Origin of the sequence: Streptomyces collinus Tu 365 (assembly GCF_000444875.1) — a bacterium.
Classification (GTDB): domain Bacteria; phylum Actinomycetota; class Actinomycetes; order Streptomycetales; family Streptomycetaceae; genus Streptomyces; species Streptomyces collinus_A.
In genome coordinates this window covers 1,762,146-1,783,717 of the sequence record NC_021985.1, presented here as the reverse complement: position 1 = coordinate 1,783,717, position 21,572 = coordinate 1,762,146, and the positions used below count along the sequence as shown (strand labels likewise).

The following is a 21,572-nucleotide window of genomic DNA, read 5'->3' as shown; positions in this document are numbered from 1 at the left end:
ACCCGCATGGATCAGCCCGGGACGTGGCACACTGGCCCTGTACCAGAAGCAGCGCACTCCGGGGTCGGTGAAAGTCCGAACCGGCGGTTACAGTCCGCGACCCGGTCGCTTCCAGCGGCCGGTTGACCAGGTGAAATTCCTGGACCGACGGTTAAAGTCCGGATGGGAGGCAGTGCGCGGCGGGCGAGCACGCATGTGTGCGCGTCGCCGTATCTGGGCTCGTCCGTATGCGGACGGGTCCTTTTCGGCGTCGGCGATTCTCACGATGCGCTCACCCGTACATTCTGTCGTCATCGACAGGCCCCGGAGTCCGTGCCCTAGTGAGGCAGGAGGACCCGGGAAGTGTTCACCGGAATCGTCGAAGAGCTGGGTGAGGTCACCGCCGTCGAGAATCTCGGCGACGCGTCCCGCTTCCGGCTCCGCGGCCCCATCGTGACCGAGGGCGCGCAGCACGGCGACTCCATCGCCGTGAACGGGGTCTGTCTCACCGTCGTGGAGCACGAGGGCGACGAGTTCACCGCCGACGTCATGGCCGAGACGCTGCTGCGTTCCAGCCTCGGCGCGCTGACCGTCGGGTCCCGCGTCAACCTGGAGCGCCCCACCGCCGTCGGCGCGCGCCTCGGCGGCCACATCGTGCAGGGCCACGTCGACGGCACCGGACAGGTCCTGGCGCGCACGCCGTCCGAGAACTGGGAGATCGTCAGGATCTCGCTGCCCGCCGAACTCACCCGGTACGTGGTGGAGAAGGGCTCCATCACCGTCGACGGCATCAGCCTCACCGTCGTCGAGGCGGGGACCGACCACTTCACGGTCAGCCTCATCCCGACCACCCTCGCCCTGACCACGCTCGGCCGCAAGCAGCCCGGCGACCCGGTCAACCTCGAGGTCGACGTCATCGCCAAGTACGTCGAGCGGCTCCTCGGCGACCGTGCCCAGGGAGCGACCAAGTGAACTGGATGAACTCCGAGGCCTTCACCCTCTTCGGCCAGCACATCATCTGGTCCGACATGGTCGGCAACATCCTCGGCCTGATCACCCTCGCCCTCGGCTGGCGCCGCTCCCTGCTCACCTGGCCCGTCCAGTTCCTGTCCGGACTGGTCCTCTTCGCGGCCTTCTACGGCCACCTGACCGGCAGCGCCGGCAAGCAGACGGTCGTCATGGCCGTCGCGCTGTACGGCTGGTGGCGGTGGCGGCGCGACCGGGACGGCTCCGCGGACGGGCACATCACCCCCCGGTTCGCCACCTGGCGCGAGCGCGCCGCCATGGCCGCCGCCGCCGCGGCGGGCACCGTCGCCGTGGCCCTGCTGTTCACGGCCTACCCGAGCCTGTCCTGGGACCCCTGGCCCGACGCCTACATCTTCGTCGGCACGGTCGTCGCCATGTACGCCCAGGCCAAGGGCATGGTCGAGTTCTGGATCGCCTGGCTGCTCGTCGACCTCGTCGGAGTGCCCCTCAACTTCGCGAACGGCTACGCCTTCTCCGGTTTCGTCTACGTCATCTACGGCGCGCTCGTCCTGTGGGGCATGCGCGACTGGTGGCTGCGCTCCCGCAAGAGCCCGCGGCCCGTCCTGGAAGGAGCCCCGGCATGACCTCGGCACCGCCCCTGTACGACACGGACACCATCGAGAACTTCGAGCTCGACCCCGTCGAGCGGGCCGTCGCCGACATCGCCGCGGGCCGCCCCGTGGTGGTCGTGGACGACGAGGACCGGGAGAACGAGGGCGACCTCGTCATCGCCGCCGAGAAGGCGACACCCGAGATCGTCGCCTTCATGATGAGCGAGTGCCGCGGCCTGATCTGCGCCCCCATGGAGGGCGAGGAACTCGACCGGCTCCGGCTGCCGCAGATGGTCGAGGACAACACCGAGTCGATGAAGACCGCCTTCACCGTCTCCGTGGACGCCTCCGCCGAGCACGGCGTCAGCACCGGCATCTCCGCCGCCGACCGCGCCACCACGCTCCAGCTCCTGGCGAGCGGCACGGCCGAGCCCACCGACCTGGTCCGCCCCGGCCACGTCTTCCCGCTGCGCGCCCGGCCCGGCGGCGTCCTGGTCCGCGACGGCCACACCGAGGCCGCCGTCGACCTCGCCCGGCTCGCGGGCCTGCGCCCGGCCGGCGCCATCGTGGAGATCGCCGGCGAGGACGGCCGCATGCTGCGGCTGCCCGAGCTGATCCCGTTCGCCCGCAAGCACGGCCTGACGATCATCTCCATCGAGGACCTGATCGCCTACCGGCGCGCCAGCGAGCCGACGGTCCGCCGCGAGGCCGAGACCCGCCTGCCCACCAGCCACGGCACCTTCCGCGCCTACGGCTACCGGTCCACCCTCGACGGCGTCGAGCACGTCGCCCTCGTCCACGGCGACATCGGCGACGGCGAGGACGTCCTGGTCCGGGTGCACTCCGAGTGCCTCACCGGCGACGTCTTCGGCTCCCTGCGCTGCGACTGCGGCCCCCAGCTCGACGCCTCCCTCGCCCGCATCCAGGAGGAGGGCCGCGGCGTCGTCGTCTACCTGCGCGGCCACGAGGGACGCGGCATCGGCCTGCTGTCCAAGCTGCGCGCCTACGAGCTCCAGGAGCAGGGGCGCGACACCCTCGACGCCAACCTGGAACTCGGCCTGCCCGCCGACGCCCGCGACTACGGGGCGGGCGCGCAGATCCTCGCGGACCTCGGCGTGCGCAGCGTGCGCCTGCTGACCAACAACCCCGACAAGACCGGCGCGCTGCTGCGCCACGGCCTGCGGGTCAACGGCCGTGAGCCGATGCCGGTCCAGGCCGGCGAGCACAACCTGCACTACCTGCGCACCAAGCGCGACCGGATGGGCCACGACCTGCCCTGGCTCGACACCCCGGCCGCGACGGCGCCCGCGGCGGCGTCCGCGACCACCTGCGCCAACCAGTAGACGAACCACCCCGACAGCACACAGCAGCACTTAGGAGAGACGTGAGCGGCAAGGGCGCACCCGAACTGTCCGTACGCAACGCCGGTGACCTCCGGGTCGCCGTCATCGCGGCACAGTGGCACGTGAAGGTGATGGACGGTCTGGTGAACGGCGCCCTGCGCGCCCTGCACGACCTCGGGATCGACGAGCCGACCCTGATCCGGGTCCCCGGCAGCTTCGAACTGCCGGTCGCGGCCAAGGTCCTGGCGGGCCGCGGCTACGACGCCGTGGTCGCCCTCGGCGTCGTCATCAGGGGCGGCACGCCCCACTTCGACTACGTGTGCCAGGGCGTCACCCAGGGCCTCACCCAGGTCTCGGTGGACACCGGCGTCCCCGTCGGCTTCGGCGTCCTCACCTGCGACACCGAGGACCAGGCCCTGGACCGCGCCGGCATCGAGGGCTCCAGCGAGGACAAGGGACACGAGGCGGTGACCGCGGCCGTCGCCACCGCCGTCACACTCCGCTCAGTATCCGAACCCTGGCACTGAGGAGTCCCGCACACCGCGTAGGGTGGGGCTCACCATGTCCAAGAAGACGTTCGAGGAGCTCTTCGTCGAGCTCCAGCAGAAGGCCGCCACCGGCGATCCCGCCACCTCCCGCACCGCCGAGCTGGTCGGCAAGGGCGTCCATGCCATCGGCAAGAAGGTCGTCGAGGAGGCCGCCGAGGTCTGGATGGCCGCCGAGTACGAGGGCAAGGACGCGGCCGCCGAGGAGATCTCGCAACTCCTCTACCACGTCCAGGTGATGATGGTCGCCCGCGGGATCTCCCTGGACGACGTCTACGCCCACCTCTGAGCCCCGCCCGTATTCCACCGGCACACCCCACCAACGCGAAGGAAGCCCGCCCCATGCTGCGCATCGCCGTCCCCAACAAGGGTTCCCTGTCCGGCCCTGCGGCGGAGATGCTGCATGAGGCGGGCTACCAGCAGCGCCGCGAGTCCAAGGAGCTGCGGATCGTCGACCCGGTGAACGAGGTCGAGTTCTTCTACCTCCGCCCCCGCGACATCGCGATCTACGTCTCCTCCGGCCGGCTCGACATCGGCATCACCGGCCGCGACCTGCTGGTCGACTCCGGCGCCGACGCCGAGGAGATCCTGCCGCTCGGGTTCGCCCGCTCCACGTTCCGCTTCGCCGCCAAGCCCGGCACCGCGACGGGCGTCGCCGACCTCAAGGGCCGGACGGTCGCCACCTCCTACGAGGGCATCGTCGCCGGGCACCTCGCCGACAGCGGCGTCGACGCCTCCGTCGTCCACCTGGACGGCGCCGTCGAGACCGCCATCGAGCTGGGCGTCGCCGAGGTCATCGCCGACGTCGTCGAGACCGGCACCAGCCTGCGCAACGCGGGCCTGGAAGTCTTCGGCGAGCCCATCATGAAGTCCGAGGCCGTCGTCATCCGCCGCACCGGCGCCGATGTCGAGGAGCCCAAGGTCCAGCAGTTCCTGCGCCGCCTCCAGGGCGTCCTGGTCGCCCGGACCTACGTGATGATGGACTACGACTGCCGGGTCGAGCAGCTGGAGAAGGCCGTCGCGCTGACCCCGGGCCTGGAGTCGCCGACCGTCTCCCCGCTGCACAACGAGGGCTGGGTCGCCGTGCGCGCCATGGTCCCCGCCAAGGAGGCGCAGCGGATCATGGACGACCTCTACGAGATCGGCGCCCGGGCCATCCTCACCACGGCCATCCACGCCTGCCGCCTGTAAGGGACACGCACCGAGATGTCCGACCTGCCCGACCTGCCCGTCACCTTCCGGCCCGGCCACACCCGGGTGATCCTGCTCACCGCCGCCGGTGTGATCTTCCTGGTGATCACGGGCATCGCCCTGCTGCTCGACCTCGGCCCGGGGGAGCGGCTCACCTTCGTGGTCACCGCCGCGCTGATCTTCTGGGTGCTGGCCCAGCTCGCCCGGGTGCGGGTCGTCGCCGACGAGAGCGGCGTCACCGTGGTCAACATCGCGAGCAGGCGGCGCCTCGCCTGGGCGGAGATCGTCCAGGTGAACCTCCGTCCGGGCGATCCCTGGGTCTTCCTGAACCTCAGCGACGGCACCAGCCTGCCCGCGCTCGGCATCCAGCCGGGCATCGCCCGGCAGCGGGCCATCGCCGACGCCCGGACCCTGCGGGCGCTCGCCGAGGCCCGCTCCGCGGCCCGCGGAACACAAGATCAGGGCTGACTCGGGGGCGTCCACCCTGCCCCCCTGGCCCGTGTCTTGATTAACCTGGTGGCGGAGGCGCTCCTTCGCTGCGCCTCCGTCCCTGTGCGCCGCCCGGTGCCAGGGGCTCCTGCTACCCGAGGAGTGACCCCCTCCGGCGATGGACGGATCGTCCTGTAGTACCTGCGCCGCCCCGACCCGACACAGCGGGAAGGCGGTGGCAGCGTGACCCTCTCCCTGCTGCTCCTCGGAGCGGCGTTCCTGTTGATTCTCGCCAACGGCTTCTTCGTGGCGGCCGAATTCGGCCTGGTGACGGTCGAGCGTCCCGAAGCCGAGAAGGCCGCCGCCGACGGCGACAAGCGCGCCCGCACGGTCGTGGAGTCGCTGAAGGAGCTCTCCTTCCAGCTCTCCGGCACCCAGCTGGGCATCACCATCACCTCCCTGGTCGTCGGCATGCTCGCCGAACCGGCCCTGGCCACCCTGCTGCGCGGCCCGTTCACGGCCGTCGGACTGCCCGAGGGCGCCGTCTCCGGCGTCGCCGTGGTCGTCGGCATGCTGCTGGCCTCCGCCGTCCAGATGGTGATCGGCGAGCTGGTGCCCAAGAACTGGGCGGTGTCGCGGCCGCTGCAGGTCGCGCGCTTCGTCGCGGGTCCCCAGCACCATTTCTCCCGCCTGTTCCGGCCGGTGATCGCCATGCTCAACACGGTCGCCAACCGGCTGGTGCGTGCCCTGGGCGTCGAACCGACCGAGGAGCTGGCCTCCGCCCGCACCCCGGGCGAACTGGTGTCCCTGGCTCGGCACTCCGCCCAGGCCGGCGCCCTGGAACAGGACACCGCGGACCTCTTCGTGCGCACCCTGTCCCTCGGCGACCTCACCGCGCAGCACGTCATGACCCCCCGGGTGAAGGTCAGCGCGCTCCAGGACTCGGCCACCGCCGAGGACGTCGTGAACCTCACCCGTGCCACCGGCCTCTCCCGCTTCCCCGTCTACCGGGAGAAGATCGACGAGATGGTCGGCATGGCCCACCTCAAGGACGCGCTGGCGGTCCCGGTGCACGACCGGCTGCGTACCCCGGTCAGCCGTATCGCCCGCAAGGCGCTGCTCGTACCCGAGACGCTCCCGGTCCAGCCCCTGCTGGCCCGGCTGCGCAGCGAGCAGCCCATCGCGGTCGTGGTGGACGAGTACGGTGGCACGGCCGGTGTGGTCACCCTGGAGGACATCGTCGAGGAACTCGTCGGCGAGGTCCGCGACGAGCACGACGCCAAGGACGTGCCCGAGCTGGCCGTCGCCCTGCCGGAGGACGGCAGGCCGGCCTGGGACGTCGACGGCAGCTGCCGCGTCGACATCCTGCTGCGCATAGGCCTCGACGTGCCCGAGGGGCCCTACGAGACCGTCGCCGGCCTGGTCGCCGACCTGCTCGGCCGTATCCCGGCACCCGGCGACCGCGCGGAACTGCCCGGCTGGCGGCTGTCCGTCCGCCAGGTCGGCCACTACCGCGCCGAACGGGTCCGCCTGGTCCGCACGGTCCCGGCGGTCAACGTCGCGGAGGCCGTGCGATGAGCGTCCTGCAACTGCTCTTCGCCGCGCTGCTCGTCCTCGCCAACGGCTTCTTCGTCGGCGCCGAGTTCGCGCTGGTCTCCGTGCGCCGCAGCCAGATCGAGCCGCTCGGCACGGCCCGCGCCCGCCAGGTGATCCACGGCCTGGAGCGGCTGCCGCAGATGATGGCGGCCGCACAGTTCGGCATCACCGTCTGCTCCCTGACGCTCGGCGCGGTGGCCGAGCCGACGGTGGCGCACCTGCTGGAGCCGCTGTTCGAGGCGGTCCACCTCCCGGACGGCGTGATCCACCCGCTCGGTTACGTCATCGCCCTCGCCGCCGTGGTCTTCTTCCACCTCGTCATCGGCGAGATGGTCCCGAAGAACCTCGCCATGGCCGCTCCGGAGAAGGCCGCGCTGTGGCTGAGCCCCGGCCTGGTCTGGTTCGCCCGGGTCTGCCGGCCGATCACCGTGGCGCTGGGCGCGTGCGCGCAGGGCATCCTGCGGATCTTCCGTGTCGACCCCAAGGACGAGGTCGAGGCCGTCGTCACCAGCGAGCAGCTCAACCGCCTGCTGGAGGACTCCGGCCAGGCGGGGCTGCTCGACCCGGAGGAGCAGGAGCGCCTGGAGGACGCCCTGGAGCTGGGCTCCCGCCCGGTGACGGACGTCCTGCTGCGCCGTGAGTCGCTGGTGACGGTGACGCCGGCGGTGACCCCCGGCGAGATCGTCGCCCTGACGGCCCGTACGGGTTACTCCCGCTTCCCCGTGGCGGCCACGGAGAAGGGCGCCTTCATGGGCTACGTCCATGTGAAGGACGTCCTGGACCTGGAGGACTCGGAGCGCGCGGTGCCCCAGCACATCTGGCACCCCATGACGACCCTGCGCAGCGAACTCGCCCTGGACGACGCCCTGACCGTCATGCGGCGGGCGGCCACCCACCTGGCGCAGGTGGCGGACGCGTCCGGCCGGGTGCTGGGCCTGGTCGCCATGGAGGACGTGCTGGAGCTGCTGGTCGGCGAGGTGCGCGACCCCGCGCACCGTCAGGCGGGCGACGTCCGCCTGACGGAACCGAGGACGAGCGGTGAGCCGGAGGAGGCGCTGACCACCTAGGTCGTGCCGGCGGCACGGCCCGGCGCCCGCCGCGCGAGCCCGGCAGGACCCGTCGGCCCGCCCGTGCGCCCCCTCGGGGGCGCACGGTGCTCACAGGGCCGACGGGTCCTGCGGTCCGCGCCCCGACAGCACCTCTCCGTACGCCTGCATCAGGTCCGGCAGCCTGAGGGTCGCCAGGTCCTGCCGGGACAGCGCCCCCGGACACCCCGACAGCCGCAGGTCCCGGTACGCGCAGCTCTTCTCGTACAGCGTGCGCAGGAAGCGCCCGTTGCCCAGCTCGTCGATCCACTCCTGGTCGACCACGTGCCCGGCGATGGAGCGCAGCTCCTCCAGCGCCTCCTCGTCCCAGAGGTCCCCGTTCTCCGCCGCGAGCACCTTGCCGATCTCGGTGAGCTCCGACGGCCGGTAGGAGGGGAAGTCGACCCGGGTGGTGAAACGGGACGACAGACCGGGGTTGGCCGCGAGCAGCCGGTCCATGCCCTCCGGATAGCCGGCCAGGATCACCACGAGGTGGTCCCGGTTGTCCTCGGCCCGCTTCAGCAGCACCTGCAGCGCCTCGTCCCCGTAGGCGTCGCCCTTGCCGTAGCCCGAGTTGGACAGCGAGTACGCCTCGTCCACGAACAGCACCCCGCCGATCGCGGAGTCGATCAGCTCGTTGGCCTTCACGGCCGTCTGTCCCAGGTACTCGCCGACGAGGTCGGCCCGCTGCGCCTCGACCAGATGGTCACCGCCGAGCAGTCCCAGCGCGTAGAAGACCCGGCCGAGGATCCGGGCGACCGTGGTCTTGCCGGTCCCCGACGGCCCGGAGAAGACGAAATGCCGTTTCGGCGGCTGCACCGGCAGCCCCTGCCCGGCCCGCAGCCGGGCCATGTTCAGCTGCGCGGACAGCGCCTTGACCTGCCGTTTGACCGGTTCCAGCCCCACCATGCGCTCCAGTTCGGCGAGCGCCTCCTCGAGTAACACCGAGTCGGTCGGGCCCCCCGGCAGCGGCCAGGACGAGGACGGCATCCCGCTCTTCAGGCGCACCGCGGGACCGGGCACCGACGGCAGCGGTCCGGTCGGCAGGTCCGGCTCGGACAGCCGCAGGTCGCGCCCCTCGGTGCCGAAGAGGGGATCGAGGGTGTCCGGCCCGTCCACCGCGTCGGCCCCGGTACCGGTCAGGGTGATCGCCGCGAGGTCGGCGGAGTCGTCGTAGCCGTCGCCCTCGGCGATCGCCGCGAGCCGGGCCGCGGTGTCCATGAAGGCGGGATCGACCCGGTGCACCGCCCGGTACAGCGGCAGCGCCGCGGCGCTGCGCCCGGTCCCCTCGTGCGCCCGTGCCAGCCAGTAGCGCAGCTCCTTGCGCTGCGGCTGCTCGCTGCGGCACCGCATCAGGGCCGCCGACAGCAGCGGCTCGGCCTGCCCGTACATCTCCAGCCTGACCCGGGCCATCCCGCCGAACAGGCCGGCCTCGATGCCGAGCAGCTGGTCGTCGAGCAGCGGGTCGGTGTGCCGGACCAGCTGGTCCCAGTCCTTGACCAGGTAGGCACGGCAGGAGTGCAGGAAGCGGACCTGCGGGTCGGTGTCCACCGGCGGCAGCCCGGCCAGCGCCCGGTCCAGCTCCGGCACGTGCCGGCCGTCCAGCCAGTGCGAGGCGTGCGCCAGCAGCAGGTCGCGCGGGCTCTCCAGCACCGGCTGCACCCACCAGCCCAGCCAGTACCACGAGTTGAGGGTCCTGCGGTGCCGGGCGCGCTGTTCCCCGAAGCGTTCGCGGTGCCGGAACATCCGCAGCAGCGCGGTCGTCGTGTCGACCCGCAGGGCGTGCAGCCCGAGCCAGGCGTCCGCCATCCCCGGGTCCAGCCGGGCCGCAGCCCGGAACTCCTCCTCGGCCTGCGGGTAGGCGCCCATCGTGTAGGCGTCCACGCCTCGCAGCCAGGCGAGGTCGGCCGGGGCCTCGGGGCCCTGCGTGCCGAAGTCCATCACGTCCCCCACAGACCGTGCCCCCGTTGGTTCACCGCCGGGCAGGCGCCCGGCGGCCGCCGCGGTCGAACCGCTGTGCCGCGGACCGGAGTTGCCGGTGCGCGGGGCAGCCGCTCGAAGGTCGCACCGAAGGCATCGTACCCGCGGGAGCACCGCGCGCCGTAGGGTGCCGCACGGGCCGTTCGACGAGGTGGGAGCAGACGGGGCGCGCACCGTGAGGTGACACAGGGTGAGCGGATCGGCGCGCGAAGCGGCGGAAAAGGGGCCCTGAGGGCAGAACGAAGCCCCCGATCACGGGGGAACAACCGGGGGCTTCGCGTCTTCGGGCGGCTCCGCAGGGCCGCACATTGAGAACGTAAGACCTGCACGGTCCCCGGGTCAAGCGTCCCCGGAGCAGTCAAAGAAGTTCCCCCGCAGGGGTCTTCACGGGTTCACCACATCACGGACGGCCCGTCACCCTGGGTGAGGAACTGGTCCGGTCCAAGCCTCGCCGGCGGGCCCCGGAAGCACCTCGTACCCCTGCGGTGTCTGGTGCACCAGGAGGTCCGCATGGGGGCGCGAGGGGTCCGCGGCGAAGTGCGCCCGCTCCGCCTCGACCCACCCGGTCCAGAACTCCCGCTGCTCCGCCCCGTCCCGGGCCCGGCCGCGCGCCCAGGCCTCCTCGCGCGGCAGCTCCATCCACAGCAGCCGGGCCAGATGCGGCCGCAGTGCCCTGCGTCCGGCGCCGACCCCCTCCAGCAGCACCACGGGAGCGGACGGCAGGGGTCGCGGCGGGCCGAAGGTCCGGGCGCGCCAGTCGTACGGCGTGTAGCGCGCGTCCTCGCCGCGGGAGTAGGGGGTGATCACCTGGCTCATCAGCCGGTCCGTCCAGGCGAAGAGCCGCTCGTGGCTGGCGATGTCGTCCAGGCGCAGGACCGGTGCCCCGCCGAGCGTGGCGGCCAGCCGCGCGGCGAACGTGGACTTCCCGGAGCCCGCGTGGCCGTCCACGGCGACCAGCCGGACGGGTCCGCAGGACGGGGGGAGCCGGCGCAGCCGGGCGGCGAGGTCGTGAATGACGGTTCCTGAGGTGTGGTGCGGTGTGGGGGCCTTTTCCCGCAAACAGTCTAGTAGCGGCCCATAGGGACCGGACCGGCGGCCCCGGAAACGTCACTTCTTGAACCACTGGCTGACCTCCGGTCAATCAAAGGGATATTCGTTCCCGATCCGTTGACCGATATGTGAAATTCGGCGTTCCCGGTGCCTCCGCTGCTGAGTAAGGTGCCTCCTGCGCGACCACGCACACATCGAACGGGGACGGACAGGGGGACATGGCCGCGGAGTTATTCGAAGGGCACTATGTTTGGCATCCGGCGGCCGACGACCGCGTCCTGGCGAGCGTATGCGTCGATGTGCGCGCCGGGCGTTATCGATACGCGCAGGAAGCCCTCGCCGAGACGCGTTCCGACTTCCCGCTGCGGGCCCACCGCTCGCTGGTGCTGGCCTCCGAGGCCGCCGGGAGCGACCTGGTCGAACGCTGGCTCGCCGAGGAGCCGGGGCCCGAGTCCACGCTGATGTGGGCCCGCGTCGCGGTGCAGCGCGCGATCCGGGCCGCCGACGACCGCGACGAGCGGGCCGAGACGCTGGAGCGGATCGCCCTGACCGCCTGTGACCGGGCGGCCGCCGTGGCGCCGAAGGACCCCACGCCCTGGGTCGCCCGACTGGCCATGGCCCGGCTGCACCGGCTGCGCGATCCCGCACCGCACGGGCTGCTGACCGCTCCGCCCGGGCCCTGGCGGCTGTTCTCGCACATCCTGTCGCTCGACCCCTGGCACCGCGAGGGGCACCACCGCTTCCTGTCGTTCTTCTTCACCCGGCACGGCGGCTCGGTCAACGCGGCCTGGGACGTGGCCGCGTTCCTCAGCCAGCGGGCGCCCGCCGACTCCGTCCTGCGGCTGCTGCCGCTGGTGGCCCTGGTGGAGAGCTACAACCCCACGCAACTGCTCGCCGACCGGGTCTGGGAGCAGCCCCAGTGGCGCTCCACCGCCCTGGCGATCTACCACCACTGGCTGCCGAGGGCGACCGGTTACCGCTTCACCCCGGTGCTCGACCTGGCCTACCTCGCGCACGCGCTGGTCATGGCCCAGCGCGAGTTCGAGGCCCGGGCGGTGTTCACGGCGATGGGCCCGTACGCCTCACGCATGCCCTGGAGCGCCTTCGGCGACCCCGCCGAGCAGCTCTCCAGGGCGCGCCGGGCCTGCGGCCTGCCCGTCCCGGGACCCGCCTGACCGCGCACGTGCCCTGCCCCCCACCAGAGAAAGGCCGAACTGTGTCGGATCGGACATCGGCGCCACGGGCGAAGTCCCGTGGTGATGCGGACCCGGTCGCGCTCGACGACGACGCGACCCTGCACGCCATGGGTTATCCGCGGAAACTCACCCGACGCTTCAAGGCGTTCGACAATTTCGCGATCTCGTTCACCATCATCAATATCCTTTCGGGTATCTTCTCGTCCTTCGGCTACGGCATGAACGCGGGCGGACCCCGTATTCTCGTGTTCGGCTGGATAGGCGTTTCCGTCATGGTGCTGTTCATCGGCGCGGCCATGGCGGAAGTCGCTTCCGCCTATCCGACGAGCGGTGCGCTGTACTTCTCCGCCGGGAAGCTCGCCAAGCGGCACAAGGGCGCCTGGTCCTGGTTCACCGGCTGGCTGAATTTCGTGGGCCAGATCGGCGGCACCGCCGCCACGGGTTATGCGGCGGCGACCTTCGTCCAGGCGTTCGTCGCCCTGCAGTGGCCCTCGTACCGGCCGACCGTGCACCAGACGGTGCTGATCACAGCGCTGATCATCGTGCTGCAGGGCCTCGCCAACACCTACACCGTCCAGCTCGTCGCCCTGCTGAACCGGATTTCCGTCTGGTGGCTGCTGATCGGACTGGTGGTGATCGTGAGCGCACTCATCGTGATGCCGGACCATCATCAGTCGGCGTCCTTCGTGACACATTTCGTGAACAACACCGGCTTCTCCAGCGGGCTTTACGGCGGCATGCTCGGACTGCTGGTCACCAGCTGGACCTTCACCGGCTTCGACGGCAGCTTCCACATGTCCGAGGAAACGGTCCAGGCGACGGTCAACGCGCCGAAGGGGATCACCCGCGCCATCGGCTATTCGGCGATCACCGGCCTGATCCTGATGCTCGCACTGGTCTACAGCATTAGCGACTACGCCAAGGTGGCCGGTTCCTCCGCGCCGCCCGTCCAGATCCTCATCGACGGCCTCGGCCTCGGCACCGCCAAGGCGATGCTCCTCATCGTGATCGGCGCCATGCTCTTCTGCGGCCTGGCCAACCTCACCAGCAACACCCGGCAGATCTTCGCCTTCTCCCGGGACGGCGCCATGCCCGGCTCCCGCTGGTGGCACTCGGTCTCCCCGCGCACCCGTACGCCCGTCAAGGCGGTGTGGCTCGCGGTGGCCTGCTCGCTCGGCCTCGTCGTCCCCGGCTGGTGGTCGCACACGGCCTTCACCGCCATCGTCAGCGTCAACGTGGTGGGACTCTTCCTCGCCTACGCCGTGCCGATCTTCCTGCGGCTGCGGCTCGGCGACGGGTTCCGGCCCGGCCCCTGGCACCTGGGCCGCTGGGGCCGGCCGATCGGCTGGCTCGCGGTGATCTGGATCCTGCTCAGCAGCGTCCTGTTCATGCTGCCGCAGGCCTCGCCGATCACCGTCGACTCCTTCAACTACGCGCCGATCGCGCTGGCCGTCGTCCTCCTCGTGGCCACGGTCTGGTGGTTCGCCACCGCCCGCCGCCGTTTCCAGGGTCCGGTCAGCTACGGCCGTCCCGACGAGGTCGCCGCGATGGACCTCATCTGACGCCCGCGGCTCAGACCCCGGCGCGCGGCCGACGAGCCGTGCGCCGGGGCCCGGTACGGTCCGACCTCGCGCTTTCCTCCACTGGGCCAGACCAATATTGGTGGCGCGCCGTGCGCCGAAGTGCTGGCAGGGGCATGGCGTCTCCTCCATAGTTGGCCCACAGCCACGCACCGCACCGGCCCCGACCCGGACACCTGGGGGTAACCGCGCCCATGAGCAGAGCCCAGCAGCCGTCCCGCCGCACCGTCCTCACCGCCGCGGTGGCCGCCGCGGTCGCCACGGGGGCCGTTCCCGCGACCGCCGGCACCGCACGGGCGGCCGCCGACGCCGACCCCGCCGAGGCGCCCCTGCGGCCCATCGACTACCACTCCTGGACGACCAGCCACGACTGGCGCTGCGGCACCGCGGCAGGCGTCCGGGTGGTCGCCGGCCGCCGCCCCGGCGTCGAGATCGGCACCGTGGCCGGCCGCACCGACTACACCGACCCCCACACCGGCACCACCGCCACCTGGGAGTTCGCGACGTGGACCGCGCCGGTCCACCGGCTCGCCGTGCCCGCGACCGAGGCCATCGCCTCCTGGAACGCGCACACCCCCGCGGGCACCTGGATCCAGGTGGAACTCCAGGGCGGCTACTCGGACGGCACCGACACCCCCTGGTACGTGATGGGCCGCTGGGCGGCCGGCGACCAGGACATCAAGCGGACCTCGGTGGACGACCAGAGCGACGGCAAGAGCTCGATCTGGACCGACACCTTCGCCATCGACGACGCCGGCAGCGGCCTGCGCCTGGCCTCCTACCGGCTGCGCCTGACGCTCTACCGCAAGCCCGGCACCACGCTGACCCCGACGGTCTGGCGGCTCGGCGTCATGGGCTCGGACATCCCCGACCGCTTCACCGTCCCCGCCTCCGCGCCCGGCCTCGACCGGGAGCTGGCCGTCCCGCGCTACTCGCAGGAGATCCACAAGGGCCAGTACCCGGAGTACGACAACGGCGGCGAGGCCTGGTGCAGCCCGACCTCCTCGCAGATGATCGTCGAGTACTGGGGCGGCCGGCTCACCCCGCAGCAGCTGTCCTGGGTCGACCCGTCCTACGCCGACCCACAGGTGGACCACGCGGCCCGGTACACCTACGACTTCCAGTACGAGGGCTGCGGCAACTGGCCCTTCAACGCCGCCTACGCGGCCACCTTCGACGACATCCAGGGCGTGGTCACCCGGCTCGCCTCGCTGACCGACCTGGAGACCCTCGTCGCGGCCGGCATCCCGGCCATAACGTCCCAGTCCTTCCTGAAGACGGAGCTGACCGGCGCGGGCTACGGCACCTCGGGCCACCTGATGACGGTGATCGGCTTCACGGCGGACGGCGACGTGATCGCCAACGACCCGGCCTCGCCGGGCGACGACGCGGTCCGGCGGGTCTACCTGCGGCGGGAGTTCGAGAACATCTGGCTGCGGACCAAGCGCTACAACGCCTCCGGCAAGGTCGTCTCCGGCACCGGCGGGGTCTGCTACCTGTACTTCCCGGCGCACCCGACCCCGGTGCAGCGCAAGGCGCTCGCGGCGGTGGGCGTGGTCTGACCGGTCCGGCCGGGGCGGTCCCGTGTGAGCAACGTCTCCGCGGCGAACGCCGACGCGGGTGGCAAGGTGGAGCGGTGGGGAGCACCGGGTGGGGGGACATCATCCGTCCGTCCGACCTCTGCGAGCACTCATGAGCGCACACCAGGCCACCGCCGCCCGCGTCCGTACCGGCGGGCCCCGCCAGGACGGCCCCCGGGTCCTCGAACACGTCCTGGGCTGGGTGCTCGTGGCCGTGGTCGCGATGCTCGTGACCCGGCTCGGCCTGCTCTGACCCGGCCCCGGGCCCGGCGCGCATGACCTGACATACTGCGGAGGTCCCGCCGACCTCCCAGACCAGGGTCGAAAGTGAATCTGCGTCACCAGGATGCCGTCGCCCGTACCCGGGCGCGCGGCACCGAGCGCTCCGCTGCACGTCGTGCCGAACTCATCGCCATCGGGCGGAGGCTGTTCGCCGACACGTCCTACGACGCGCTGTCCATGGACGACATCGCCCGCCAGGCGCATGTCGCCAAGGGGCTGATCTACTACTACTTCCAGTCCAAGCGCGGCTACTACCTGGCCATCGTCCGGGACTCCGTCGCCGACCTGGTCGACTTCGCCGCGAGCGGTGCGGAGCTGCCCGCCGTGGACCGCGTCCACCGCACGGTCGACGGCTACCTGCGTTTCGCCGAGCACCACCAGGCCGCCTACCGCACCATCGTCAGCGGCGGGGTCGGCTTCGACACCGAGGTGCACGCCATCCGCGACGGTGTCCGCGAGGCGATCATCGCCACCATCGCCGAGGGTGCCTACGGCCGCACCGAGATCGCCCCGCCGGCGCGCATGGGCCTGCTCTCCTGGGTGTGCGGCGTCGAAGGGGCCACCCTGGACTGGATCGACCGTCCCGCGCTCTCCCGCGAGACGATGCGCGAGCTGCTGGTGAAGACACTCGGCGGAGCCCTGCGCGCGGTCGAGGAGCTGGATCCGTCCCACCCGGCCCCGCCGCCGGCCCGCCGCCCGGACTGACCACCCCGGGCACGGGAAGGGAGCGGAGGCTCGTGGTCCCCCGCTCCCGCCCCGGAGGCCGGCGCGCGCCGACCGCCCGGCACCCGTGTGCCGGCCTAGTTGATCGCCTTGATCAGCTCACCGTTCGCGGTGTCGCCGCTCAGCTCCCACACGAAGGTGCCGCCGAGCCCCTGCTGGTTCTTGTACGTCATCTTGGTGCCGATGGTCGCCGGGGTGTCGTAACTCCACCAGTCGCTGCCGCACTTGGCGTAGGCCGTGCCCGCCACGGTGCCGGTGGCCGGGCACTTGGCCTTCAGCACCTTGTAGTCGTCGATGCCCTGCTCGTAGGTGCCCGCCGCGGGGCCGGTCGCCGTGCCGCCGGGTGCCGCCTGGGTCACCCCGGTCCAGCCGCGGCCGTAGAAGCCGATGCCGAGGAGCAGCTTGGACGCCGGGACACCGAGGCCCTTGAGCTTGGCGATGGTGGCCGAGGTGTGGAAGTCCGCCTTCGGTATGCCCGTGTAGGAGTTCAGCGGCGAGTGCGGGGCGGTCGGGCCGGCCGCGTCCCAGGCGCCGAAGTAGTCGTAGGTCATCGGGTTGTACCAGTCGACGTACGGGGCCGCGCCCGCGTAGTTCGCCGCGTCGATCTTCCCGCCGGCGGTGGCGTCGGCGGTGATCGCCGCGGTGACCAGGCTGCCGGAGCCGAACCTGGACCGCAGCGCGGCCATGACGTTCCTGAACGCCTCACGGCCGCTGGCGTCGCAGGTGTTGCCGCAGGCGTTGGGGTACTCCCAGTCGATGTCGATGCCGTCGAAGACACCCGCCCACTTGGGGTTCTTCACCAGGTCGTAGCAGGACTGGGCGAAGGCGGCCGGGTTCTTCGCCGCCTCGCCGAAGCCGGCGGACCAGGTCCAGCCGCCGAAGGACCAGAGCACCTTGAGGCCCGGGTGCTTCTTCTTCAGCTTGAGCAACTGGTTGAAGTTGCCGCGCAGCGGCTGGTCCCAGGTGTCGGCGACGCCGTCGACGGACTCGGCGGCGGTGTAGGCGCGGTCGGTGGCCGCGTAGGAGTCGCCCATCGCGCACTTGCCGCCGGTCACGTTGCCGAAGGCGTAGTTGATGTGGGTCAGCTTGGCGGCCGAGCCCGAGGTCTCGACGTTCTTCACGAAGTACTTGCGGTCGTAGGTGCCCCATTCGGTGAAGTAGCCGACGACCTTCGAGCCCGCCTTGACCTGCGGCGCGGCGGGGGCGGCGGCGGACGCGGTGCCCGCTCCGGCGAGCAGTGCGGCCCCCAGGGCGGCGGAACAGGCGGCGGCGAGCAGCGCCCGGAGACGGGCGCGGGGACGGCGGGGAGTGCTGTGCATCGGGTGGCTCCTCGTGGGGGGAGGGGAACGCGCGCCGATTGGCATGAACGCGGTAAAGCGTTGGTAATGCACAGTAGGAGGACTAGACCAATGCGTCAATGGTGCGGACCAATCGAGGGGTGTCCGCGGTTCCGGCTGGATTCCTGAAGTAAGCGGTCGTTAACTGGTGACGGGAGGTCGCCGATCGGGCATACTCACGGCACAGCCGCTGGTCAGCAGCTTCCGAGACCCGGGAGCGGGTGTCCTCGGCCCACTGAACGATCAGGCGGAGCCGCCCCCACCCAAGGCGCACGTCCGCCGATGCGCCCGAACAGGGAGGAGAGCGACGCCATGTCCGACCGCGACCCGCAGCCGGTGGAGCGTCAACTGCCCACGGAAGAGGCGAGCGATCTGCTCGCGCTCGTCCGTGAGATCGCGCAGCGCGAGATCGCGCCGAAGGCGGCCGAGGAGGAGGACGCCGGACGTTTCCCGCGCGAGGTCTTCTCCCTGCTGTCCGACGCGGGGCTGCTGGGCCTGCCGTACGACTCCGAGTACGGCGGCGGCGACCAGCCCTACGAGGTGTACCTCCAGGTCCTGGAGGAGCTGGCGGCGGCCCGGCTGACCGTCGGCCTCGGCGTCAGCGTGCACACGCTCGCCTCCTACGGTCTCGCCGCGTACGGCAGCAAGCAGCAGCAGGTGGAGCACCTGCCCGCGATGCTCGGCGGCGGCCTGCTCGGCGCCTACTGCCTCTCCGAGGCGTCCTCCGGCTCCGACGCCGCCTCCCTGCGCACCAAGGCCGTCCGGGACGGCGACGGCTGGGTGATCACCGGCACCAAGGCCTGGATCACGCACGGCGGCATCGCCGACTTCTACACCGTGATGGCCCGCACCGGCGAGGACGGCCCGCGCGGGATCACCGCCTTCCTGGTGCCCGGCGACGCCGAGGGGGTCAGCGGCGCCGCGCCCGAGAAGAAGATGGGCATGAAGGGCAGCCCGACCGCCCAGGTCCACTTCGACGGCGTCCGCGTCGGCGACGACCGGCGCATCGGCGAGGAGGGCCAGGGCTTCGCCATCGCCCTGTCCGCGCTCGACTCCGGGCGGCTCGGCATCGCCGCCTGCGCGATCGGCGTGGCCCAGGCCGCGCTGGACCAGGCGGTCGCCTACGCCACCCAGCGCCGGCAGTTCGGCCGTCCCATCGCCGACTTCCAGGGCCTGCGCTTCATGATCGCCGACATGGCGACCCAGATCGAGGCGGGCCGGGCCCTCTACCTCGCGGCCGCCCGGCTGCGGGACGCGGGCAGGCCGTTCGCCAAGCAGGCCGCCATGGCCAAGCTGCACTGCACCGACACGGCCATGAAGGTCACCACGGACGCCGTGCAGATACTCGGCGGCTACGGCTACACCGCCGACTTCCCGGCCGAGCGTTTCATGCGCGAGGCCAAGGTGCTGCAGATCGTCGAGGGCACGAACCAGATCCAGCGGATGGTCATCGCCCGTCACGTGGCAGGACCGGAGGGTCGCTGAACTGCCCCCTGAGGACCGTCGGGGCCGCCAGCCTGACCCATTCCGGGTCGTGGCGGCCCGGCAGGGTGCGCCCCCGGTCGGCCCAGACGCGCATCAGGTCCAGGTAGATGGGCGGGTCCTGCGGCACGGGCGGCGGAACCGATTCCGCGGGCCGGGGCACGAAGATCCGGCGCTGACGCCCGGTCGCCGAGTACAGGGGGGTCATACCCGGGACAACGCGGCGCGGCCCGGGCAGGTCACCGCGCGGCGGAATCGCGCGTGAGTTCAGCGGCGACGGCCGGTTCCGCGGCGGCGGCCGGTTCCCCCTCTGGCCTCCCACGATCACCTGACGTACCGTCAGCTATCCGTCCCAGGGGGTCCAGGTGGCCGACGACCGTCCCGTACCGCTCGACGAGTACCCCGTGCACCAGGTGCCGCTGTCCATGAAGCACGTGGCCACCGGCGACCGCAACGCCTACGACCGCTGCATCTTCCACGTCTTCGACCACGCGGGCCGGGCCCTGCTCGTCCTCGGCCTCGGCGTGTACCCCAACCTCGGGGTGATCGACGCCTACGCCACCGTGCGCACCGGTGGCACCCTGCACGCGGTCCGCGCCTCCGACGCACTCGGCGAGGACCGGACGCGGCTCACCGTCGGCCCGCTGCGCATCGAGGTCCAGGAGCCCCTGCGGCGACTGCGGCTGGTCTGCGACGACGAACTGTCCTGCGACCTCGTCTGGACCGCGGCCTTCCCCGCCCTGTGGGAGCCGCACCACCTCCAGCGCCGCGGCGACCGGCTCACCCTGGAGGGGCGCCGATTCGTCCAGGCGGGCACCGCCGAGGGCACGATCCGGGCCGGCGGCCGCACCTTCACCGTCACCCCCGGGGACTGGACCGGCACCCGCGACCGCAGCTGGGGCGTGCGCCCGACACCGGGGGAGGACGGCGGCCGGCTCGCCGAGGAGCACCCGGCCGAGGGCTTCCACTGGATCTGGTGCCCGGTCCGCTTCGAGGACCGCTTCCTGATGGTCGTCGTCCAGGAGGACGCCGACGGCCACCGCTCCCTCAACGACGCCACCCTCGTCCGCCCCGGCCACCGCGACCGCCAACTGGGCTGGCCCCACGCGGAGATCACCTACCGTCCGGGGACCAGGCACCCCGAACGCGCCGTCCTCCACCTCGGCGGCCCGCGCGAGCCGCTGGAGCTGGACGTGGAGGTGCTCACCTCCTCCCCGCTCGCGGTCGGCGCGGGCTACCCGCCCGCCGACGACTGGCAGCACGGCACCTGGCGGGGCCGGGGCTGGGTGGACCGCCGCACCTACGACATGACGGCTCCGCACCCGCTCGCCGCCTACGGCGTCACCGACCACTCCGCCCGCTTCCGGATGGACGGCCGCACGGGCCACGGCATCTTCGAGCACGGCTCGTTCGGCCGCCACGACCCCAGCGGCTTCACCGGCTTCGACTCGGTCGCACCGTGAGGAGGAAGCGATGACCGCGGCACCGCGCCCGCGCACCAGCACCCGCGACCCCGAGGAGCTCGCCCGGCGGCTCACCCGCTGGCTCGGCACCCGGCTGCCCGGCGCCCGGGCCACCGGGGTCACCGTGCCGGCGTCCAACGGCATGTCCAGCGAGACGCTGCTCTTCGACATCGAGCACCCCCGGCCACCCGCGCGGTCCTGCGCGCTGCGGCTCGCGGCCGACCCGGCGGCGTACACCATCTTCCCCGAGTACGACATGGCCCGCCAGTACCGCACGCTGGAACTCGTGGCGGCCCGTACCGACGTCCCGGTGCCCAGGACCCTGTGGCTGGAGGAGGACCCGGAGCCGCTCGGGGCGCCGTTCTTCGTCATGGAACGGGTGGCCGGACGGGTCCCGCCGGACGTCATGCCCTACACCTACGAGGGCAGTTGGCTGCACGCGGCGAGCGAGGCGGAGCGCGCGCACCTGGAGGCCGCCACGGTGGGCCTGCTCGCCCGGCTGCACGACCAGGTCCCCGCGGCCGAGGCCGGGTTCCTCGCGCCGCCGGGGGAGCCGCCGACGCCGGGACGGCCCGGGAAACCCGGCGGTCCCGACGGAGGTGACGCGCTGCGCCGCCATGTGACGGCCCAACGGGCCTACTACGCCTGGGTGGTCGACGGCCGCGCCCGCTCACCCCTCATCGAGGCCGCGTTCGACCGGCTCGAGCTGCTGTGGCCGCGCGACCCCGGCGCCCCCGTCCTCACCTGGGGCGACGCACGCATCGGCAACGTCGTCTACGACGGCTTCGACCCCGTGGCCGTGCTGGACTGGGAGATGGCGGCCCTCGCCCCGCGCGAGGTGGACCTCGGCTGGACCGTCTACCTGCACCGCTTCTTCCAGGACCTCACGGTGGCCTCGGGACAGCGCGGACTGCCGGACCTGCTGCGCCGCGACCGCGTCGAGGCGCGCTACGCGCGCCTGACCGGCCACACCCCGCGGGACATGGAGTTCCACACCCTCTACGCCGCCCTGCGGCACGCGATCGTCATGCTGCGCATCGCGTACCGCCAGGTGCACTTCGGCGAGGCCGCCGTTCCGGCGGACCCGGACACACTGATCCTGCACCACGACAGTCTGCGCGCCATGGTGCGGGGCGGTTACCGGTACTGAGCGG

At 72.0% G+C, this 21,572-nt stretch carries 19 protein-coding genes, 1 pseudogene and 1 riboswitch; of the genes and pseudogenes, 17 read left to right on the top strand and 3 right to left on the bottom strand.

Translation table 11 applies throughout. The features are described from left to right. The first annotated feature begins 49 nt into the window (after nt 1-49). Nucleotides 50-180, top strand: a riboswitch (FMN riboswitch). Between the two features lie 162 nt (nt 181-342). The 9 genes from B446_RS07395 (at nt 343) to B446_RS07355 (ending at nt 7,727) form a co-directional block, all read left to right on the top strand. Further along, entirely contained in the window at nt 343-951 is a 609-nt protein-coding gene (locus B446_RS07395) for a riboflavin synthase (RefSeq protein ID WP_020938801.1), read from the top strand. Continuing rightward, complete coding sequence (locus tag B446_RS07390) at nt 948-1,589, top strand: nicotinamide mononucleotide transporter family protein (RefSeq protein WP_020938800.1); 642 nt, start codon at nt 948-950, stop codon at nt 1,587-1,589. Before B446_RS07395 ends, B446_RS07390 begins: the two co-directional genes overlap by 4 nt. After that, nucleotides 1,586-2,899 (top strand): bifunctional 3,4-dihydroxy-2-butanone-4-phosphate synthase/GTP cyclohydrolase II, encoded by a 1,314-nt coding sequence (locus B446_RS07385; RefSeq protein WP_020938799.1) that lies wholly within the window; start codon nt 1,586-1,588, stop codon nt 2,897-2,899. Before B446_RS07390 ends, B446_RS07385 begins: the two co-directional genes overlap by 4 nt. 41 nt (nt 2,900-2,940) lie before the next feature. Next, on the top strand, nt 2,941-3,426 hold the full coding sequence (ribH, locus tag B446_RS07380; RefSeq protein ID WP_020938798.1) for a 6,7-dimethyl-8-ribityllumazine synthase: 486 nt from the start codon (nt 2,941-2,943) through the stop codon (nt 3,424-3,426). Nucleotides 3,427-3,460: 34 nt separating this feature from the next. Next, nucleotides 3,461-3,733 (top strand): phosphoribosyl-ATP diphosphatase, encoded by a 273-nt coding sequence (locus B446_RS07375; RefSeq protein WP_020938797.1) that lies wholly within the window; start codon nt 3,461-3,463, stop codon nt 3,731-3,733. Nucleotides 3,734-3,786: 53 nt separating this feature from the next. Beyond that, a complete protein-coding gene (gene hisG / locus B446_RS07370) occupies nt 3,787-4,635 on the top strand; it encodes an ATP phosphoribosyltransferase (RefSeq protein WP_020938796.1) in 849 nt (282 codons plus the stop codon). Nucleotides 4,636-4,650: 15 nt separating this feature from the next. Further along, nucleotides 4,651-5,103, top strand: a complete 453-nt coding sequence (locus B446_RS07365; protein WP_020938795.1) for a PH domain-containing protein — start codon at nt 4,651-4,653, stop codon at nt 5,101-5,103. 204 nt (nt 5,104-5,307) lie between these two features. Continuing rightward, nucleotides 5,308-6,642 carry a hemolysin family protein gene (locus B446_RS07360; protein ID WP_020938794.1) on the top strand — a complete coding sequence of 445 codons (1,335 nt, stop codon included), beginning with the start codon at nt 5,308-5,310 and terminating at the stop codon, nt 6,640-6,642. After that, the gene (locus B446_RS07355; protein WP_020938793.1) at nt 6,639-7,727 is read left to right on the top strand and encodes a hemolysin family protein; all 1,089 of its coding nucleotides are present in this window, start codon (nt 6,639-6,641) and stop codon (nt 7,725-7,727) included. Before B446_RS07360 ends, B446_RS07355 begins: the two co-directional genes overlap by 4 nt. Before the next feature lie 90 nt (nt 7,728-7,817). Here B446_RS07355 and B446_RS07350 read toward each other — a convergent pair whose 3' ends face one another. Both B446_RS07350 and B446_RS07345 read right to left on the bottom strand, forming a co-directional pair. After that, a complete protein-coding gene (locus B446_RS07350; RefSeq protein WP_020938792.1) occupies nt 7,818-9,686 on the bottom strand; it encodes an AAA family ATPase in 1,869 nt (622 codons plus the stop codon). A 431-nt stretch (nt 9,687-10,117) separates the two neighbouring features. Beyond that, nucleotides 10,118-10,739 (bottom strand): annotated as a pseudogene (locus B446_RS07345) (uridine kinase family protein). A 254-nt stretch (nt 10,740-10,993) separates the two neighbouring features. On the opposite strand from B446_RS07345, the gene B446_RS07340 reads away from it, so the two are divergent. From B446_RS07340 to B446_RS07325, 5 genes are all read left to right on the top strand, one after another. Further along, entirely contained in the window at nt 10,994-11,950 is a 957-nt protein-coding gene (locus B446_RS07340) for a hypothetical protein (protein WP_043474981.1), read from the top strand. Nucleotides 11,951-11,991: 41 nt separating this feature from the next. Further along, on the top strand, nt 11,992-13,533 hold the full coding sequence (locus B446_RS07335) for an amino acid permease (RefSeq protein ID WP_020938789.1): 1,542 nt from the start codon (nt 11,992-11,994) through the stop codon (nt 13,531-13,533). A gap of 212 nt (nt 13,534-13,745) precedes the next feature. Continuing rightward, a complete protein-coding gene (locus tag B446_RS07330) occupies nt 13,746-15,113 on the top strand; it encodes a peptidase C39 family protein (RefSeq protein WP_020938788.1) in 1,368 nt (455 codons plus the stop codon). A 130-nt stretch (nt 15,114-15,243) separates the two neighbouring features. Further along, nucleotides 15,244-15,384, top strand: coding sequence for an SCO1431 family membrane protein (locus B446_RS38095; RefSeq protein ID WP_020938787.1), 141 nt, complete (start codon nt 15,244-15,246; stop codon nt 15,382-15,384). Between the two features lie 80 nt (nt 15,385-15,464). Beyond that, nucleotides 15,465-16,118, top strand: a complete 654-nt coding sequence (locus B446_RS07325) for a TetR family transcriptional regulator (protein ID WP_043477851.1) — start codon at nt 15,465-15,467, stop codon at nt 16,116-16,118. A gap of 95 nt (nt 16,119-16,213) precedes the next feature. Here the strand turns inward: B446_RS07325 and B446_RS07320 are convergent, their stop codons facing one another. Further along, the gene (locus tag B446_RS07320) at nt 16,214-17,455 is read right to left on the bottom strand and encodes a glycoside hydrolase family 18 protein (RefSeq protein WP_020938785.1); all 1,242 of its coding nucleotides are present in this window, start codon (nt 17,453-17,455) and stop codon (nt 16,214-16,216) included. A gap of 330 nt (nt 17,456-17,785) precedes the next feature. Between B446_RS07320 and B446_RS07315 the strand changes: the two genes are divergently transcribed. From B446_RS07315 to B446_RS07300, 3 genes are all read left to right on the top strand, one after another. Further along, nucleotides 17,786-18,958, top strand: a complete 1,173-nt coding sequence (locus tag B446_RS07315; RefSeq protein ID WP_020938784.1) for an acyl-CoA dehydrogenase family protein — start codon at nt 17,786-17,788, stop codon at nt 18,956-18,958. Nucleotides 18,959-19,320: 362 nt separating this feature from the next. Beyond that, nucleotides 19,321-20,418, top strand: a complete 1,098-nt coding sequence (locus B446_RS07305; protein WP_020938782.1) for a hypothetical protein — start codon at nt 19,321-19,323, stop codon at nt 20,416-20,418. Between the two features lie 10 nt (nt 20,419-20,428). Next, the gene (locus B446_RS07300) at nt 20,429-21,568 is read left to right on the top strand and encodes a phosphotransferase family protein (protein WP_020938781.1); all 1,140 of its coding nucleotides are present in this window, start codon (nt 20,429-20,431) and stop codon (nt 21,566-21,568) included. The last annotated feature ends 4 nt before the right edge of the window (nt 21,569-21,572 follow it).